The sequence below is a fragment of the Stakelama sediminis genome (assembly GCF_014199335.1).
Classification (GTDB): domain Bacteria; phylum Pseudomonadota; class Alphaproteobacteria; order Sphingomonadales; family Sphingomonadaceae; genus Sphingomonas; species Sphingomonas sediminis.
Genome location: NZ_JACIJI010000005.1, coordinates 132745 through 148747 on the forward strand (window position 1 = coordinate 132745; position 16003 = coordinate 148747).

A 16003-nucleotide genomic window follows, 5' to 3' on the forward strand; every position below is an offset into this window, starting at 1 on the left:
ACGACGCGCGGCAAAGGCTCTTTGCCTTTGCAAGCGGCGTTCGGTTCGAGATGGAAGCCATTTGGACGTCCCTGCGGGATTTGGCCAAAACGGCCCGGTGCGGCGTCGAAAAGTCTGGAAATATTGACATATTCCTGCGTCTTTTCTCCTTGCACCACGCCATTTTGGCTCAAACCTCGACGATGCCGTTTATGGGTTTACGGCCTAGAGGGGAGATAGGAATAGCGCAGGCCGGATGCGAGGGTTCCGGAATGAAGGTATTTTCGGTTGGCGAGACGGGTGGTGCGCGGCTAGCAATAGGGTAAGGGGAAGTATTCGTTGGATATCGAAACATTTATCGCGCGCTGGCAGCATAATGAGGGCGGGGCGGAGCGTGCCAATTTCCCGCTTTTCCTGACCGAGCTGGCGCAGCTGCTCGACCTGCCGCAGCCCGACCCCGCCGACGCGACGCACGAACATAATGATTATGTTTTCGAGCGTGCCGTCACCTTCAAGGATGAAAAGGGCAAGACCGGGCACGGTCGTATCGACCTGTATAAACGCGGCTGTTTCGTGCTGGAGGCGAAGCAGAGCCGCGAGCGGGGCGGGCGCAAGGAAGTGGCGCTTTCCGCGACACAGGCGGCGCTGCCTGGCATGGATGCGGGCGGCGCGCGGGGCCGGCGCAGCGCCAATCGCGGCTGGGACGTGCTGATGCGCAACGCGCGCGAACAGGCCGAGCAATATGCCCGCGCGCTGCCCGCCGATCATGTCTGGCCGCCGTTCATCCTGGTCTGCGATGTCGGCCATGCGATCGAGGTGTTCGCCGATTTTTCGGGGCAGGGGCGCAATTACCGGCAATTCCCCGATCGCGGCGGGTTTCGCATCTATCTGGAGGATCTGCGCGATCCCGCGATACGCGACCGGTTGCGCGCGATCTGGCTCGATCCGCACAGCCTGGACCCGGCGAAAAAGGCGGCGGAGGTCACGCGCGACATCGCACGGCGGCTGGCGAGCGTGTCGAAGCGGCTGGAGGAGGACGGTCAGCCAGCCGAACGCGTCGCGCATTTCCTGATGCGCGTGCTGTTCACGATGTTCGCCGAAGATACCGGCCTGTTGACGCGCGGCAGCTTTACCGACGTGCTGGGCGAGGCGCGCACGCATCCCGAAGGCTTTGCCCCGATGCTCGAAGAGCTGTGGGCGAAGATGGACAAGGGCGGATATTCGACGACGCTGCGCGAGAAAGTGCGGCATTTCAACGGGGGATTGTTCGAGGAGCGGACGGCGATCCCGATGCAGCGCGACGAGATCGGCGAATTGTACGAAGCAGCCAAACATGTCTGGACCGAGGTTGAGCCCGCGATTTTCGGGACGTTGCTCGAACAGGCGCTCGACAAGGATGAACGCAAGCGGCTGGGCGCGCATTATACGCCGCGCGCCTATGTCGAGCGGCTGGTCAACGCCACGCTGATCGACCCGTTACAGGCCGAATGGGAAGGCGCGGTGCTGGGCACTGTCGAGCGTGAGCGCGAAGGCGGCGATACGGCGGCAGCGATCAAGGCGGTGCATGATTTTCATGTAAAACTTGCCACGACGCGCGTGCTCGACCCGGCGTGCGGGACGGGAAATTTCCTCTATGTCGCGCTGGAATTGATGAAGCGGCTGGAAGGCGACGTGCTCGAAGTGCTCGCCGATCTGGGCGGGCAGGAGGCGCTGGCGCTGGAAACCTCCACCGTGCATCCGCGCAACTTTTTGGGGCTGGAGCTGAACCCGCGCGCGGCGGCGATCGCCGAACTGGTACTGTGGCTGGGCTATCTGCAATGGCAGATGCGCAACGGCACCAGCATTTCGGACCCGGTGCTTGAAAAGCTGTCGAACATCACCGCGATGGATGCGGTGCTGGCGCATGGGGAAGAGCGGCCGAAGGCCGACGGCAGCGGCACCGAACTGCCCAACCCCAAACGGCCCGACTGGCCGCAGGCGGACTATATCGTCGGCAACCCGCCGTTTATCGGGGCCAAGTGGTTCCGGTCACGACTGGGAGACGCTTATGCGGAGGCGCTGTGGAAGGCGCATCCGAAGATCAACAAATCCGCCGATTTCGTGATGTATTGGTGGGACCATGCCGCCGAGATGCTGGTGCGCAAGGGCAGTGCGCTAAAACGGTTCGGCTTCGTCACCACCAATTCGATCACGCAGGAATTCAGCCGCCGGGTCATCGCCAGGCGGCTCGACGCGCGGCCGCCGATCAGTCTGATCATGGCGATCCCCGATCACCCCTGGACGAAGGCGACGAAGGACGCGGCGGCGGTGCGGATCGCGATGACCGTCGCGGAGGTTGGGAAAGCGGAAGGAAGCCTTCTGAAAACCGTCGCTGAGCACGACCTTGATAGCGATACTCCAGAATTGCACTTTGAGCAGATAATCGGGACTATTCATTCTGATTTGACGGTTGGAGCTAACGTTACCCAAGCATCTAGTCTTTTGGCGAACCAATGGCTCAGCTCGCCGGGGGTCAAGTTGCACGGGGCCGGATTCATCATTTCACCCGCTGAAGCAGAACAGCTCGGTCTTAAAACGAGGGAAGGCGCTGACCGTCATATCCGCGCCTATAGACACGGCAGGGACATCACTGGACGACCGAGGGGCGTTCTGGTGATCGACTTATTTGGGCTCGATGAAACCACTGTAAGACGAGCTTACCCCGAAATCTATCAACATTTGCTGACCACGGTTAAGCCAGAGCGTGATAAAAACAATCGCGAAACATATCGGAATAACTGGTGGATATTTGGAGAAGCTAGATCTGAGTTGCGTCCATCGCTCCGAGGGATAGAACGCTATATCGTCACTCCGGTAACGACGAAATTCAGGAATTTCGTTTTTCTAAGTGCGAATATTTTACCAGATGATGCGCTTATGACAGTATCGGTTGATGATGCGTGGGTGCTAGGTGCTTTATCATCGAGAAGTCATCTAGCTTGGGTGTTTGCAAACGCTGGCTTGATCGGGGTAGCGAACTTTGACGCAGGTCATCGCTATCTTAAAGGTAGTTGCTTCGACCCCTTCCCCTTCCCCGACGCGAGCGACGCGCAGAAGCAGACCATCGGCGACCTTGCCGAGGAGCTCGACGCGACGCGCAAGGTGGTGCTGGCCGAGCATGGCGACCTGACGCTGACCGGCCTCTATAATCTTCGCGAAAAGCTGGTGAAGGGGGAGGCCTTCACTGAAGCCGAGCAGGACCAGCGCACGCGCGGGCGGGTCGATATCATCGCCGAACTGCACGACCGGATCGATGATGCGGTCGCCGATGCCTATGGCTGGCCGCGCGACCTGACCGACGAGCAGATCGTCGAGCGGCTGGTCGCGCTCAATGCCGAGCGCCATGCCGAGGAACAGGCGGGCAAGGTCCGCTGGCTGCGCCCCGACTATCAAATCCCCAAGGCCGGGCTGACGCAGATCGCGCCCGCCGCGAAGGCCGAACAGATCGAGGCGATGCTTCCGCAAGCCAAGACGAAAAAGCCCGCCTTCCCCCGCGACGCGATCGGCCAGACCGCCGCGGTCATCGCCGACCTGCGCGGGGGCGAGGCGCTGACCGCCGAAGCGATCGCGCGACGGTATTCGCAGGGCCGCAAGGTCGAGAAGCGCGTGGCGGCGACGCTCGACGCGCTGGTCCGGCTTGGCCATGTCGTGCACGATGACGACGGATACCGATTGAGGAAGGCGGCATGAGCGACGTACCCAAACTGGACGATTTCCTGTTGCCGACGTTGCAGGTGCTGGTGAAGCTGGGTGGATCGGGGTCGATTACCGAGATCAACGATGGGGTCGCGGAACTGAGCGGCCTGACGCCGGAACAGCTCGATGCCACGTACCCGACGAGCGGTGAACCGATTGCGGTCGACCGCATGTCCTGGGCGCGCACCTATCTGAAAATTGCCGGGCTGGTCAGCAGCGGGGGGCGGGGCGTGTGGGTATTGACCGACGAAGGGCGTGCGGAAGCCGAGGCCCAAACCGATGAGCACGTCCGCAAGCTGATCGCGAAGGCAGCGAACCTGCATAATGCCAAGCTCGCCGCGCGTAAGAAGGAGCGCGAAGCGGCTGCGGCAACTTCGGGTGCGGCATCGCCGGTACTGGCCGAGGAAGAAGCCGCCGAGGCGGAAGATGCCTGGACCGATGCCTTGCTTGCCCAGCTCAAATCCATGGCGCCCGATGCGTTCGAGCGGCTGGCGCAGCGGTTGCTGCGCGAAAGCGGGTTCGTGCGGGTCGAGGTGACGGGCAAATCGGGCGATGGCGGGATTGACGGTTCGGGCGTGCTGCGCATGAACCTGATCAGCTTTCAGGTGCTGTTCCAGTGCAAGCGCTATGCGGGGTCGGTGGGATCGTCGGTCGTGCGCGATTTTCGCGGAGCGATGCAGGGCAGGGCGGACAAGGGGCTGATCATCACCACCGGCACCTTCACCGCCGATGCCCGGCGGGAGGCGACACGCGACGGCGCGCCCGCAATCGACCTGATCGACGGCGATGCACTGTGCCAGTTGCTCAAGGATAAGGAACTGGGCGTGCGGGTGCGTCCGGTCGTTACCCAAGAAGTGACGGTGCTGCCCGAATTCTTCGCGGATATCTGATCTTCGGGGGGAAAGAGCGCCTTTCAGTACCCATCGCCCGACACGGTTAATCAATTATAGATGCCTGCGTTTTTACAAGCATGGGCATGATCGGCGCTGACACCCTTTCCCCGCCATGGGGGCGCATCCGCACGGCAAGCGGGTTTTTTGCGCAGGACCGGCGGTTTTTCGATGCGTACACGATCCCGCTCTATATGTCGGCGTTGCTGGGGTGCCTGTTGATCGCCGGATCGGTGGCGGTCGGGCGGTTCAGCCTCGATACCGCATGGTATTCCGGGCTGGGCACCAGCTTCCTGATCTTTCTGGCCATTAGCTGGGCGATGCGCTGGGCGGGATTTCCGCGTCTGGCGGGCGGGGTTGAGGCGATCCTGCTGCTGATGCTCAGCATGCTGATACTGGCGACGTGCAACACCATATTGGCGGCGGTCGGCCTGCCGGTCCGGGATGAAGCGCTGCGCCGTTTCGCGGATATGGTGCCCGGATATCACCGACAGGCGATCGTCGATTTCGTGCTCGCCTCGCCGGTGCTGAGCAAGGCCAGCGGCTGGATTTACGAAAGCTTCGCCTTCACGCCGCAACTGCTGTTGCTGTGGCTGTTCGTCACGCGTCGGCAAGAAGAGGCATGGACGTTCGTCACCGCGATGATCGTGGGATTGTGGATCACCGCATTGCTGTTCATGCTGGTTCCGGCATACGGCAATCCGCCGTTCCCGTTCGATGTCGGGCAACTGACCGGTGCGCGCGACGGCAGCCTGCGCATCCTGAACATTTCGGTGATGACGGGGCTGATCGTCTTTCCCAGCTATCATGCGGCGGGGGCGACGATGCTTGCCTGGGGCTATCGGCGCGTCGGGCGATGGGGGCTGCCGCTGGTGATCCTGAACGTGCTGATGATCGGATCGGCACTGGTCTGGGGCGGACATTATCTGGCCGACCTGATCGCCGGGGTGCTGGTGGCGCTGGCATCGATCCGGATTTCCCGGATTATGGTGCAGCGGTCGGCAGACATTTCCGCAGCCTGAGCCGGTACGGCGGAGCCTTGCGCACGCCGCCATTGTGCTACATCTTTCCGGGGATACCGACAGCGATGGAAAACCGGACATGTGCGAACGCGACAATCTGAATGCCTGGGAGGAACAGGGCGGGTTCGAGTGGTCGGTCAACCGGCGTGAATTTGCGGCACTGGGCGCGGTGGGGACGCTGGCCGCCTGTGCGCCGGGCGCGTCGATGGCGGGTACGGCGGCGCTGGCCGAGGATCATGTACGCATTCCGACCAGAGACGGGACGATGGATGCGTTTTTCGTGCGCCCGGCAAAGGGCAGGCATCCCGCGATCCTGACCTGGCCGGATATTGCCGGTCTGCGGGAAGCCTTTCATGTGATGGCGCGACGGCTGGCGGGGCAGGGCTATGCGGTGCTGGTCGCCAACCCCTATTATCGCGACGTGCCTGCACCGCAATTCGCCGATTTCAATAGGTTTCGCAGCGATAACGGATTTCAGAAGGTGTCGCCCTGGCGCGCCAGGCTGACGGCGGATGCGATCATGCGCGATGCGGGCGCGCTGACCGGCTGGCTGGATGCGCGCGACGAGGTCGATACGGCCGCGGGCATCGGCACCAACGGCTATTGCATGGGCGGGCCGTTCACGGTGTTCAGCGCGGCGGGCGTGCCGGGCCGGGTGCGGGCGGCCGCGTCGCTGCACGGCGGAGGGCTGGTCAAAGCGGACGATCCGCAAAGCCCCGACAAGCTGCTGGGCAAGACGCAGGCAAGCTATCTCTTCGCCATCGCGCAGAATGACGATGCGAAAGAGCCGGAGGACAAGACCGACCTGAAACAGGCTGCGGCAGCCGCCGGACGCCCCGCAGAGATCGAGGTCTATCCGGCAGATCATGGCTGGACGGTGATCGACAGCCCCGCCTATGACAAGGCGGCCGCCGAAAAAGCGTGGGCACGCATGAGTGCGCTGTTCGAGGGGCTGGGGCAAGCCTGATCAGGGCTGGTCGCGTCGCATGGGTTCTGAAAATATAAATGAGGGAATAGTGGATGGGAGCGTTCAGTCCGCAGATTAAGAAGCCGGTCCGGCTGGCGCATTTTTTATACATGCAGAGAATCAAGGGCTTCGACGTTCCCGACACACCGCATTTCGATGCCGAATCGACGGCACCGTTTAAGGCGCTGCTCGACAAGGCGAATCTGTATCTGGAATTCGGTGCAGGGGGGTCGACCGTCGTTGCCGCCGGGCAGAACAAGGAAACCATTACGGTCGAGAACGACCGGTTCTTCGCACGCTCGGTGGAGAAAAAAATCGGCAAAAACAGTTCGGTGACGTTGCTTACCATCGATACGGGATTTTCGGTGCAATGGGGAATGCCGCTGGTCGAGAAAGCCAGTGCGTCGCGCCGGAAGCGCTGGGCACGCTATGTCGAAGAACCGTTTCGCGTGCTGGGTGAGCGGGTGCCCGATCTGGTGCTGATCGACGGGCGGTTTCGACTGGCCTGCGGTCTGCGTGCGGCCGATCATGCGATCCGCAAGGGCAAGCCGACGACGCTATGGTTCGACGACTATGCGGAGCGTCCCTATTATCACACTATCGAATCCCTGCTGGGCGCGCCGGAGCGAAAGGGGCGCGCAGGGATTTTTCACGTCAAGCCGGAGCCGATCGAAGGGCTGGATGCGCTATTGCGTCAGGCGATGACCGACTTTCGCTAGAGTCACGACCGCGTAACTGGTCCCGGTATATGCGCCGACCGCCTTCATCCTTTGGCGAGGGCGGTCGGCATTATGGTTTCTATTTATCTTCGACCAGCCTGCGCGCGGCATCCAGCCGGTCGGCATAGGCGTCGAGCACCTTTGCCGTGCGCACCGTATAGGTATCGACATCGCCGAAGCGCCGGTCCTCGATCGCTTCGCGCACACCGGGCAGCGTTTTCGCGCCATAGCCGGTCAGCACGCCCGGCGCCGTCACCAGATTCCTGTACCAGGGCCGCCCCGGCAGGCCGCGATCGTCGAGCAGCAACTGGTCGATATCCTGTAACATGGTGTTGAGCTTCGTACGCGTTGCCGGGGTCAGGCCTGCGTCCCTCGCGGCATAGGCCTGATCATAGGCTTTGGCGCTTTTGGTGAGGCGTGCGGCGGCGTTTTCAAGCGGCGCGAAGTTGAAATAGGGCGTGTCCGGTTCCGCTTCGGGCGGGCCGACCGGATGCAACGGGTCGCTGGCCACCTTGAACGTGCCGTCGGCGAGCAGTTTGTCGCGCTCGCCATCCTGCTTGCGCTGCTTCTCCGCCAGTTTCTGCACGTCATCGACATAGCCGCTGATCGTGTCGGCGAAATCGCCATAATGGGTGGGCGGCGTCGGGGCGTCGGCGATGCGCAGCACCATGCGGCCCACCACCTTCGACAGCGCGGCGCCGTATTTCAGGCCGGGATCGTCGAAATGCACGACATGGTGATAGCTGTCATAGGCGGAGTGATAGGAGCCGCCCGCTTCGCCCTCGCCAGTGAACCCCATGTTGATCGAGGCGATGCCGAGATGTTGCAGGAAGGCGGAATAGTCGGACCCCGATCCGGCGGCGAGCAGGGCGAGATCGCCCTTTTTCGCGGCTTTCAGCATCGCGGGCGGCGCGCCGTCGCCGTCGAAAGCGCTCGCCAGCACCATGTCGACGGTGCGCTTCTTTACCGGCACACCGGTTTCCGGGTCGGTGACGTCGGCGGCAACGGCGTTGAACAATTGCTGATAGTCGTGGCTGCCCTGCCCGAACAGCAGGCCGCGTTCGTTATTGTCGGTGTTGAGGTAGATGACGGCCTTTTTCTTCAGCTCGTCGGCATGGGTTTCGGCCCATTCGGTCGAGCCGAGCAGCCCCGGTTCCTCGCCATCCCAGCTTGTATAGACGATGGTGCGTTTGGGGCGCCATCCGGTCTTCAGCAGGCCGCCGATCGCCTTGGCCTCCGACATCAGCGCGACATTGCCGGTCAGCGGGTCGGCGGCACCGAACACCCAGCCGTCATGATGGTTGCCGCGAATGATCCAGCGATCGGGATATTGCGAGCCGCGGACCATCGCGATCACATCGTAAATGGGCTTGAGCGACCAGTCGGACTTGACCAGCAGGTGCAGTGACACCCCGCCGTCCCCGCCGAGATGATAGGCAAAGGGCAGGTCGCCGCGCATCGATTCAGGTGCCAGCGGGCCGCCGAGCCGCGACAGGATCTTGCTCGCGTCGGCATAGGACATGGGAAGCGCCGGAATTTTCAGGATCACCGGAGAGGTTTCGCGCGTCAGCCGCTTGGCATTCTTCGTCGCGCCCACGCCCGGTGTCAGCGGGTCGCCGGGGAAGGTGGTCATATCCTCCACCGATCCGCGCTGGATGCCGTCGGCCGGACGCGCGCCGCCCTTCGGATAGGGATCGCCGGTGGCATAGCCGTCATTCGCCGGATCGGAATAGATGATGCAGCCGACCGCGCCATGTTCCTGCGCCAGTTTGGGCTTCAGCCCGCGCCAGCCGCCGCCATAGCGCGCGATGACGATCTTGCCCTTTACCGAAATCCCGCGCCGCGCGAGTTCCTTGTAATCGTCGGGCATGCCGTAATTGACATAGACCACGTCCGCCGTGACGTCGCCATCGCCTTGATAGGCGAGATAGGGCGGCAATGCGGTGGAGAGATTTGCGGTATCCGGATCGGCGGCGACGGCAGGTTCCTGCCCGCCCAGCACGATCTTTTCGGGCGCGGTCAGTTCGACCAGCGTCTTGATGGGGGTGGGGTAGAGGACGTCGAACGTTTCGATATGCGCGTCCCAGCCCCACTCCTTGAACTTCGCCAGCATGAATTCGGCATTCGCCTTGTCATGCGGCGATCCGACATGATTGGGCTGCGACGCCATCTGTTTCAGCCACGCCATCTGATCGGCGGAACTGACGCCGGCATCGAACTGCGACTCGATCGAAGCCTGCGTTGTGGCGGGCGCGGCGAGCGCGGTGGTGGTGAGCAGCCCGGACAAGGCAATGGCGCTGGCGACGCGACGGATCATGCTGAATCTCCCCCCTGATGAAGCGGTGAACATGCATGGTTGCAGCGGCCATGGCAAACGCAATGCGCGCGACAGAATGAGTGCTGACGGCGATGGCCGGGGTGTGTCCGCTCTGGTCAGTGCGATGCGAACCGCCTAACGAAAGCAGATGGACAGGGGGGTATCGCGTTTCATCATCCCGCGCAGGGTCGCCGTTGCAGCGACGGCGCTGACGCTGTCCGCCTGTGCGGGGCATCATTACAAGCCGGTCAGCGACTATCCGGTGAAGATCGGGCGGCCCTATACGGTGCGCGGGATTACCTATACCCCTCATGCCGATCCGACCTATGACGTGCTCGGCTATGCAAGCTGGTACGGCGCGGAATCGGGGCATCAGACCGCCAATGGCGAGCGGTTTCAGGCGAAGTGGGTCACGGCGGCGCACAAGACACTGCCGCTGCCCAGCTATGTCGCCGTGACGAACCTCGACAGCGGCAAGACGATCCTGGTGCGCGTCAACGACCGCGGGCCGTTCGCGCGCGGGCGCATCCTCGACCTGTCGCGCGGTGCGGCGGAGGAACTGGGCATTTTGCGCAGCGGCATCGCGCCGGTGCGCGTGCGGATCGTCCATCCGTCGAAGAAAGATCGCGAACGGCTGATGCACGGCAAGGAAGCATCGCCGCAACCCTATGTCCCGACCAGCGTGCTGGACAATCTGCGCGCGCAACTGGCGACCGGCGTTGCCGAGGGGCTGGTACAGGCGCCGTAGGAAGCGGGCCGCGACAGAAGGAACTTCAGTAAGAACGCAGGGTATCGCTGTTCGGATAGCGAAACATGGTCCTCATGAGCCGCGGCGTCAGGGCGATTTTGCCTGCCATACCGCGCAACCATGAGGCGAGCCCTATCCCCGGTCGCATCCGAATGCAGCAAATGCAGTTTGCGGCGTGCAGGTGTCCTTCGGCTTTTGCGCGTTCGAAATAATACAGCGCTTTTTGAATGTCGTGCGCGACATCCTTTCCCTTGTAATATTGCCAGCCCAGGGCGAAGAGAGCCGGGGAATGGTGCAGATCGGCTATTCGCTGATATTCGGTCAGGGCATCATCGGTCCTGCCTGACGTCAGCAGCAGCCACGCCAGACCGAGTCCGGCCTCGATCGACCCTTCAGCAGCACCTCGCCTGAGCCATAATTCCGCGCGCTGCACGTCTTTTGGCACACCGTGTTTTGCGTTAAGGTAGATGTCTCCAAGGTACACCATGGCAAGTCGGGAACCGGCTTCGGCCAAGTATAACATGGCATCTAATCCGGCCATGGGATCGGATTTAAGTTGTTGAAGCGCGTCCCATAATTCAGGGGCGCGGGGCTCTTCGTCCCATTCCCGCGCGATATTCTCTCCGAGTTTCGGCGTTGCCATCCAGACAATTTACCGCTTTTTCAGTTCCGGACAATGATCGTGATACCGGCGCGACCATACCCCATTGTTTGACCGAAAAACGAAGAGGGCTCTGGATTGCCGCGCGCTTTCAGCGCTCGCAATGACGACTCTCATGGAAGAGGCGTTTTATGAGCAATCAGGACCGGACGAATTCTGCCCGGCATCGAACCGCCATTTTCGGACCGCCTGAATGCCTGCGAAGATAACCACCAGTCCGCCCATCAGTATCCAACCAATGGCCGGTCGATGAAAATTTCCTCCATTAAAAGAGCTATGAAAAACCCCGGCAACGCCCATCACGGATGCGGTGGCCAACTGGCGATAGGTCAGCTTGGAGAACGCTTTTCGTCGCACTTCTTCCCGATTCAGCGCAGGGCCTATTGCCGCGCGTCGTTCCAACGCCTGTGCGGGCGCATTCCAGCAATGCAAGAAATACAGGAAATAAAGTGCCAGGATTAGCCCAATGCCGCCAAACAGTTCGATATTTCCAGCCGTGCTGTCTGGATCGGTATTGGAGAGTACCAGCGCGAAGATCAGCAAAATGGTCGCGGGTATGATGGACAGCATTGCATAGCGCTGATGACGTTTGAAAGTTTCGACAAACTGATCGCGTTCTTGCCCGCTGACCGGGATCGGTGGTCCCTTGGACCCTTTACGATAGATATAGCCGCTGCCGTGTTCTTCGAACTGCGCCTCAAAGGCTTTGATACTCCGAGCTGCGTAGCGATTGGTGAACATGCCAAACAGTCGTTCGACGATGCCGCTGAGTCAAGTAACGCTCAGCCATTAAAACGCATTGTGAGCGTGATAGCGTCAGGCCCCCTGGCGCGTCAGATAGCCGTGGAGCATGTCGTATAGTTCGGCCTTGATCGCTGCGTCGTCCATGGGCGGGTCGGCGCGGGTGACGGCTTCCATCGCGCCGCCCAGCATCAGGATGGCGAAGTCGATGGCGCGGGGTTTGTCCGGGTGGGTGATTTCCGTTGCGCAGCCGTTGAGGGTCTGACGCGCAAGACCCTGTACCGTGGTGTTGAGGCGCTGCATCGCGGCGGTCAGCGCGGGATTGTCGGATTGCGCGGCCGCCTCGCGCAGCGCCTGTGCCAGCCGCCAGTCGCGCCGCTGTGCCGTGACGGCGCCGTCGACCAGCGCCTTGAGCCGATCCGACAGGTGCGGGAAGCGTTCGGCGAGCAGCGGGAAATTCGCCTCGTTCGCCGTTACAACCCGGTCCAGATAGCGCGCGATTACCGCGGCGATCATTCCGTCCTTGTCCCCGAAGCGGCGATAGACGCTGCCCGCCGAGCGGCCCGCGCGCGCCGCCACCGCCTGAATGGTGCAGGCGGTCAGCCCGCCCTCCCGCAACGCCGCTTCGGCTGCATCGAGCAGCAGGTCCTGCGTCACGGTACTGCGCTGTTGCTGTGCGGCGGGGGGCGGGGGCGTGTCGGGCATGCGGCAGATATAATTGACGCCGAGAAAATGTAAATGTAAACATACATTCACATTATAGCGAGACCATCATGCCGCATTATCAGACCGTCGATCTCTGCCTGCTTGCCTTTGCGCTTGTCGTCATGCCTGTCTGGTCGGCATGGACGGGCGCACGCGTCCGGCGGAGCGCGGGAGCCGGCGACCGGCTCCGCCGCTATCGGATCATCATCGTGCGCGCGGGGATCGTATCGCTGGTCCTTGTCGCGAGCTGGATGTGGCTGGGACGGCCCTTTGCGGCGCTGGGGCTGGGCGCGATCGGCTGGCGCGGGGCATTGGGGTTCGCGGTCGTCGCATTCCTCGCCGTCAATCTGGTGCAGGTGCTGCGCATACGCAGCCTGTCGCCGGAAAAGACCGAGCTGTTGCGTCGCCAGCTGGATGCATCGCGCATCATCCCGCACACGGACCGCGAATTTGCGTGGTTTCCCTGGGTCTGCGTGACCGGCAGCATTGCCGAGGAGCTGCTCTATCGCGGATTTCTGTTATGGGCGCTGGCGCCGGTGGCGGGGATATGGGGCGCGGTACTGATTTCCTCGGCCGCTTTCGGCTTTGCGCACGCCTATCAGGGGGGGAAGGGGGTTGTGCGAACCGGCGCCATCGGGCTGGCCTTCGCCATCGGCTTTGCGCTGACGCACAGCCTGTGGTGGCTGATCGGCGCGCATATCCTGATGAACCTGTCCGGCTATATCTATGCGCGCAAGCTGCGGGCGATGTCGCCGGTTATTGCGCGGTCCCGGCCTTCGCCCGCACCATGTCCATGAAGGCGTCGAACAGCGTGCGCATGGCGACTTTTTTATAGGGAAAGGTCCGGGCGTCATCCATGTCATGCACGACCATGGCGATATCGGCTTCGAACACCAGCAGCCGCCCGTCGGGCAGTTCGGCGCAGTCGATGCCGAAATAGTCGAGGCCGATCCGGCGATTGAGCGCGTCGAACGCATCGGCATGGCGGCGCGCGAAATCGGTATCGAAGCTTTCCATCCACGCTGCCTCCACCGCGCGCTTGGCGGCATCCTCGGCCATGCCGGCGCTCAGATAATGGACGATCCAGTGGTCGGACAGGGCCAGATGGCCGGGATAGGGCCTGCCGTCGATAACCACGATCCGCTGCTTGCTGAACAGGCCGTCGGGTCCGCGATAGTCGATGAACGGCGCGACATAGAAGTGCGCTGCCGTCTGTCCCGCCAGATAGGCGGGAAGGGCGTCGGGTGCTTCCGCGCGCTCCAGCCCGCCGCCCGCATGAGTGCCGACGGGGCGAACGATGATCGGAAATTCCAGTCCGGCGCAACAGGCGGACAGCGTGGTGCGGCCCGCCGAGACCGCCTCCAGCGTCGCGCGGTCGATCCGGTGGGTTGCGGGCGCCAGGATCGACGGCTCGTCAGCGAACATCGCGCTCACCCCGTCGCGGCTGAGGTCGGCGATCTTTTGCGGGGCGTTGTTGAGGACGGGACGGCTGAGTTGCGGGAGCAATGTCTTCAGCCGGTCGAGCACGGGGCCGTGTTCCGGCGCTTCGCCGACCGCGACCAGCGCGACGTCATGATCGGGCAGGGTGGCAAGGTCACGCGTATCGGCATCGACATAATGCAGCCAGAGCACGGCATCCGAACCGTTGAGCAGGAAATCGACCGGCGTGTTCGCCATGAAATCGCCCGGCGTGACGAAAGCCAGCAGGCGCGGCCCCGACCCGTCGCCATGCACGACGCAGAAATCCTTTTGCAGCGCGACCGCTTCGGTCAGCAATGCGCGGGCGGTGTCGGCCTGTCCGGTGCTTTGCAGGATCATCGCCATGTCCATCAGTGCGGCCGCATCGCTCGCGTCCGTCGCGACGCGGGCGGCGCGTTCGGATTGCAGCGGCATCATATCCTCCCCGCGATAGGCCATGGGCAGGACGTGGTGCAGGCCCAGGATGCGGGTGCGGTCGGAAAGGACGGGGGCGGGTGCCATGGATACTCCTTACTTGCCGGTTTCGGCGGCGCCGAAGCGCACCACACCGTCGATCAGCCTCTCGACGTCGCGCAGGGTCGACCGGTGGTTGACGAACGCCGCGCGGATGGCGGGCCTGCCGTCGATCATCGTCAGTGATGGCGCGACCTGTCCGGCATGATGCAGCTGTTCGACGATCCGGCGATTGACCGCGCCGTCGCCGCTCCGGCCGTCGGGGGCATAGCCGAAACATACGATGTTGAGCGGCACCGGTGCCAGCAGCACCAGATCGCGATGCGCTTCGACCCGTTCGGCCAGTATCTGCGCCAGTCGGCAGTTGGCAGCCATCGCCTCGCCCAGTGCGCGCAGGCCGTAGGTTTTCAGCGTGAACCAGGTTTTCAGCGCGCGAAACCCGCGCGACAGATCGGGACCGGTGTCGCAGGGCCACCAGTCGCCGCCCGCCAGCCCGGTTTCGGCGCGGCTCAGATAGCGGGCATCGGCGGCAAAGGTGGCGTGCTGCCATGCCTGATCGCGGACCAGCAGGAAGCCCGCATCATAGGGGACATGCCCCCATTTGTGGAAATCGAAGGCGATGCTGTCGCTGCGCTCGATGCCCGCCAGCTTCGGCGCGATCATATCGGAAAACATGCCCAGTGCGCCCAGCGCACCGTCGACGTGGAAGTGCATGCCATATCGCGCGGCGATGTCGGCAAGTGCGGAAAGGTCGTCAATGGCACCGCATTGGACGGTTCCGGCGGTACCGATCAGAAGAAACGGCGTCAGCCCGTCGGCACGGTCGCGTGCTATCTGTGCCTCCAGCGCATCGGCCCGCATCCGGCCCGCGCTGTCCACGGCGATGCGGCGCAAGGCATCGGTGCCCAGTCCCGCCATCTCCAGCGCGCGGGGAATGCAGCCATGCACCTCTTCGGAGGTATAGGCGATCAGGCCGGGAAAGGCCGTACTGCCTTCGCGGCGCACCGCTTCGCCGCAGGCACGCACCCGCGCGATCAGCAGGGCGACGAAACTCGCCTGCGACGCGCCGGTCAGGAACTGACCACCGGCAGTGTCGGGATAGGAGAACACATCGCGCATCCATGCCGCGACCTGCTGCTCGACCGCGATCGGCATATGGTCGCGCCCGCCCAGATTGGCGTTCAGCCCCCCCGCCAGCATTTCCGCCAGCATCCCGACCGACGTCCCGGCCCCCTGTACCCAGCCCATGAAGCCGGGATGGGTGTTGCCGCCGTCATAGGGCAGGATCGTATCGCGAAACTGATCGAACACCGCGTCCGGTGCGGTAGGCCGGGTCGGCAGCGGTGCCTGCATCGTTGCGCGTATGTCGGGCGGGGCAGCGCGCCACAGCGACGCTTCGTCGCGATGCGCGAGATGGTCGATCATCGTGTCGAGCATCCGGTGTCCCAGCCGCCGGATATCCGACCAGTCCTGTGGATCGAGGGTTGTGCGGTTCTCCTGCTCCGCTGCTTCGGTCGCTGGTGAAGATGACTCCGCTCTGGCTCCCACGATGATGGCCGTCTCCGCTTGATCGTCTGGCATTTGCTG

At 63.0% G+C, this 16003-nt stretch carries 13 protein-coding genes; 7 read left to right on the forward strand and 6 right to left on the reverse strand.

Features of this window, described 5'->3' with window-relative positions:
• Positions 1 to 318: 318 nt before the first annotated feature.
• From FHR23_RS12980 to FHR23_RS13000, 5 genes are all read left to right on the forward strand, one after another.
• Entirely contained in the window at positions 319 to 3708 is a 3390-nt protein-coding gene (locus FHR23_RS12980) for a class I SAM-dependent DNA methyltransferase (protein WP_184004736.1), read from the forward strand.
• Positions 3705 to 4604, forward strand: coding sequence for a restriction endonuclease (locus tag FHR23_RS12985; protein ID WP_184004740.1), 900 nt, complete (start codon positions 3705 to 3707; stop codon positions 4602 to 4604). Before FHR23_RS12980 ends, FHR23_RS12985 begins: the two co-directional genes overlap by 4 nt.
• An 86-nt stretch (positions 4605 to 4690) precedes the next feature.
• Positions 4691 to 5626 (forward strand): phosphatase PAP2 family protein, encoded by a 936-nt coding sequence (locus FHR23_RS12990; protein WP_184004743.1) that lies wholly within the window; start codon positions 4691 to 4693, stop codon positions 5624 to 5626.
• A gap of 79 nt (positions 5627 to 5705) precedes the next feature.
• Positions 5706 to 6593, forward strand: a complete 888-nt coding sequence (locus tag FHR23_RS12995) for a dienelactone hydrolase family protein (protein ID WP_184004746.1) — start codon at positions 5706 to 5708, stop codon at positions 6591 to 6593.
• A gap of 110 nt (positions 6594 to 6703) precedes the next feature.
• Positions 6704 to 7312, forward strand: a complete 609-nt coding sequence (locus tag FHR23_RS13000) for a hypothetical protein (RefSeq protein ID WP_184004748.1) — start codon at positions 6704 to 6706, stop codon at positions 7310 to 7312.
• 79 nt (positions 7313 to 7391) lie between these two features.
• Here the strand turns inward: FHR23_RS13000 and FHR23_RS13005 are convergent, their stop codons facing one another.
• Positions 7392 to 9629, reverse strand: coding sequence for a transferrin receptor-like dimerization domain-containing protein (locus FHR23_RS13005; protein ID WP_184004751.1), 2238 nt, complete (start codon positions 9627 to 9629; stop codon positions 7392 to 7394).
• 148 nt (positions 9630 to 9777) lie between these two features.
• Between FHR23_RS13005 and FHR23_RS13010 the strand changes: the two genes are divergently transcribed.
• Positions 9778 to 10377, forward strand: coding sequence for a septal ring lytic transglycosylase RlpA family protein (locus FHR23_RS13010; RefSeq protein WP_184004754.1), 600 nt, complete (start codon positions 9778 to 9780; stop codon positions 10375 to 10377).
• Between the two features lie 25 nt (positions 10378 to 10402).
• On the opposite strand, the gene FHR23_RS13015 is transcribed toward FHR23_RS13010, so the two are convergent.
• From FHR23_RS13015 to FHR23_RS13025, 3 genes are all read right to left on the reverse strand, one after another.
• Positions 10403 to 11020, reverse strand: coding sequence for a tetratricopeptide repeat protein (locus FHR23_RS13015; RefSeq protein WP_184004756.1), 618 nt, complete (start codon positions 11018 to 11020; stop codon positions 10403 to 10405).
• A gap of 147 nt (positions 11021 to 11167) precedes the next feature.
• The gene (locus tag FHR23_RS13020; RefSeq protein ID WP_184004760.1) at positions 11168 to 11779 is read right to left on the reverse strand and encodes a hypothetical protein; all 612 of its coding nucleotides are present in this window, start codon (positions 11777 to 11779) and stop codon (positions 11168 to 11170) included.
• Positions 11780 to 11854: 75 nt separating this feature from the next.
• A complete protein-coding gene (locus FHR23_RS13025) occupies positions 11855 to 12484 on the reverse strand; it encodes a TetR/AcrR family transcriptional regulator (RefSeq protein WP_184004762.1) in 630 nt (209 codons plus the stop codon).
• Positions 12485 to 12552: 68 nt separating this feature from the next.
• Here FHR23_RS13025 and FHR23_RS13030 point away from each other — a divergent pair, with 68 nt between their 5' ends.
• The gene (locus FHR23_RS13030; protein ID WP_184004765.1) at positions 12553 to 13281 is read left to right on the forward strand and encodes a CPBP family intramembrane glutamic endopeptidase; all 729 of its coding nucleotides are present in this window, start codon (positions 12553 to 12555) and stop codon (positions 13279 to 13281) included.
• On the opposite strand, the gene FHR23_RS13035 is transcribed toward FHR23_RS13030, so the two are convergent.
• Both FHR23_RS13035 and FHR23_RS13040 read right to left on the reverse strand, forming a co-directional pair.
• Entirely contained in the window at positions 13241 to 14464 is a 1224-nt protein-coding gene (locus FHR23_RS13035) for an ATP-grasp domain-containing protein (RefSeq protein WP_184004768.1), read from the reverse strand. The two genes, FHR23_RS13030 and FHR23_RS13035, sit on opposite strands and share 41 nt — an antisense overlap.
• 9 nt (positions 14465 to 14473) lie before the next feature.
• Positions 14474 to 15997, reverse strand: coding sequence for a pyridoxal phosphate-dependent decarboxylase family protein (locus FHR23_RS13040; protein WP_184004771.1), 1524 nt, complete (start codon positions 15995 to 15997; stop codon positions 14474 to 14476).
• Between the last annotated feature and the right edge of the window lie 6 nt (positions 15998 to 16003).

What these genes read in the sequence shown, in the direction of transcription:
- FHR23_RS12985 (WP_184004740.1), top strand. Translation starts at nt 3,705, where the DNA reads ATGAGCGACGTACCCAAACTGGACGATTTCCTGTTGCCGACGTTGCAG.
- FHR23_RS12990 (WP_184004743.1), top strand. Translation starts at nt 4,691, where the DNA reads ATGATCGGCGCTGACACCCTTTCCCCGCCATGGGGGCGCATCCGCACG.
- FHR23_RS12995 (WP_184004746.1), top strand. Translation starts at nt 5,706, where the DNA reads ATGTGCGAACGCGACAATCTGAATGCCTGGGAGGAACAGGGCGGGTTC.
- FHR23_RS13000 (WP_184004748.1), top strand. Translation starts at nt 6,704, where the DNA reads ATGCAGAGAATCAAGGGCTTCGACGTTCCCGACACACCGCATTTCGAT.
- FHR23_RS13005 (WP_184004751.1), bottom strand. Translation starts at nt 9,629, where the DNA reads ATGATCCGTCGCGTCGCCAGCGCCATTGCCTTGTCCGGGCTGCTCACC.
- FHR23_RS13010 (WP_184004754.1), top strand. Translation starts at nt 9,778, where the DNA reads ATGGACAGGGGGGTATCGCGTTTCATCATCCCGCGCAGGGTCGCCGTT.
- FHR23_RS13015 (WP_184004756.1), bottom strand. Translation starts at nt 11,020, where the DNA reads ATGGCAACGCCGAAACTCGGAGAGAATATCGCGCGGGAATGGGACGAA.
- FHR23_RS13020 (WP_184004760.1), bottom strand. Translation starts at nt 11,779, where the DNA reads ATGTTCACCAATCGCTACGCAGCTCGGAGTATCAAAGCCTTTGAGGCG.
- FHR23_RS13025 (WP_184004762.1), bottom strand. Translation starts at nt 12,484, where the DNA reads ATGCCCGACACGCCCCCGCCCCCCGCCGCACAGCAACAGCGCAGTACC.
- FHR23_RS13030 (WP_184004765.1), top strand. Translation starts at nt 12,553, where the DNA reads ATGCCGCATTATCAGACCGTCGATCTCTGCCTGCTTGCCTTTGCGCTT.
- FHR23_RS13035 (WP_184004768.1), bottom strand. Translation starts at nt 14,464, where the DNA reads ATGGCACCCGCCCCCGTCCTTTCCGACCGCACCCGCATCCTGGGCCTG.
- FHR23_RS13040 (WP_184004771.1), bottom strand. Translation starts at nt 15,997, where the DNA reads ATGCCAGACGATCAAGCGGAGACGGCCATCATCGTGGGAGCCAGAGCG.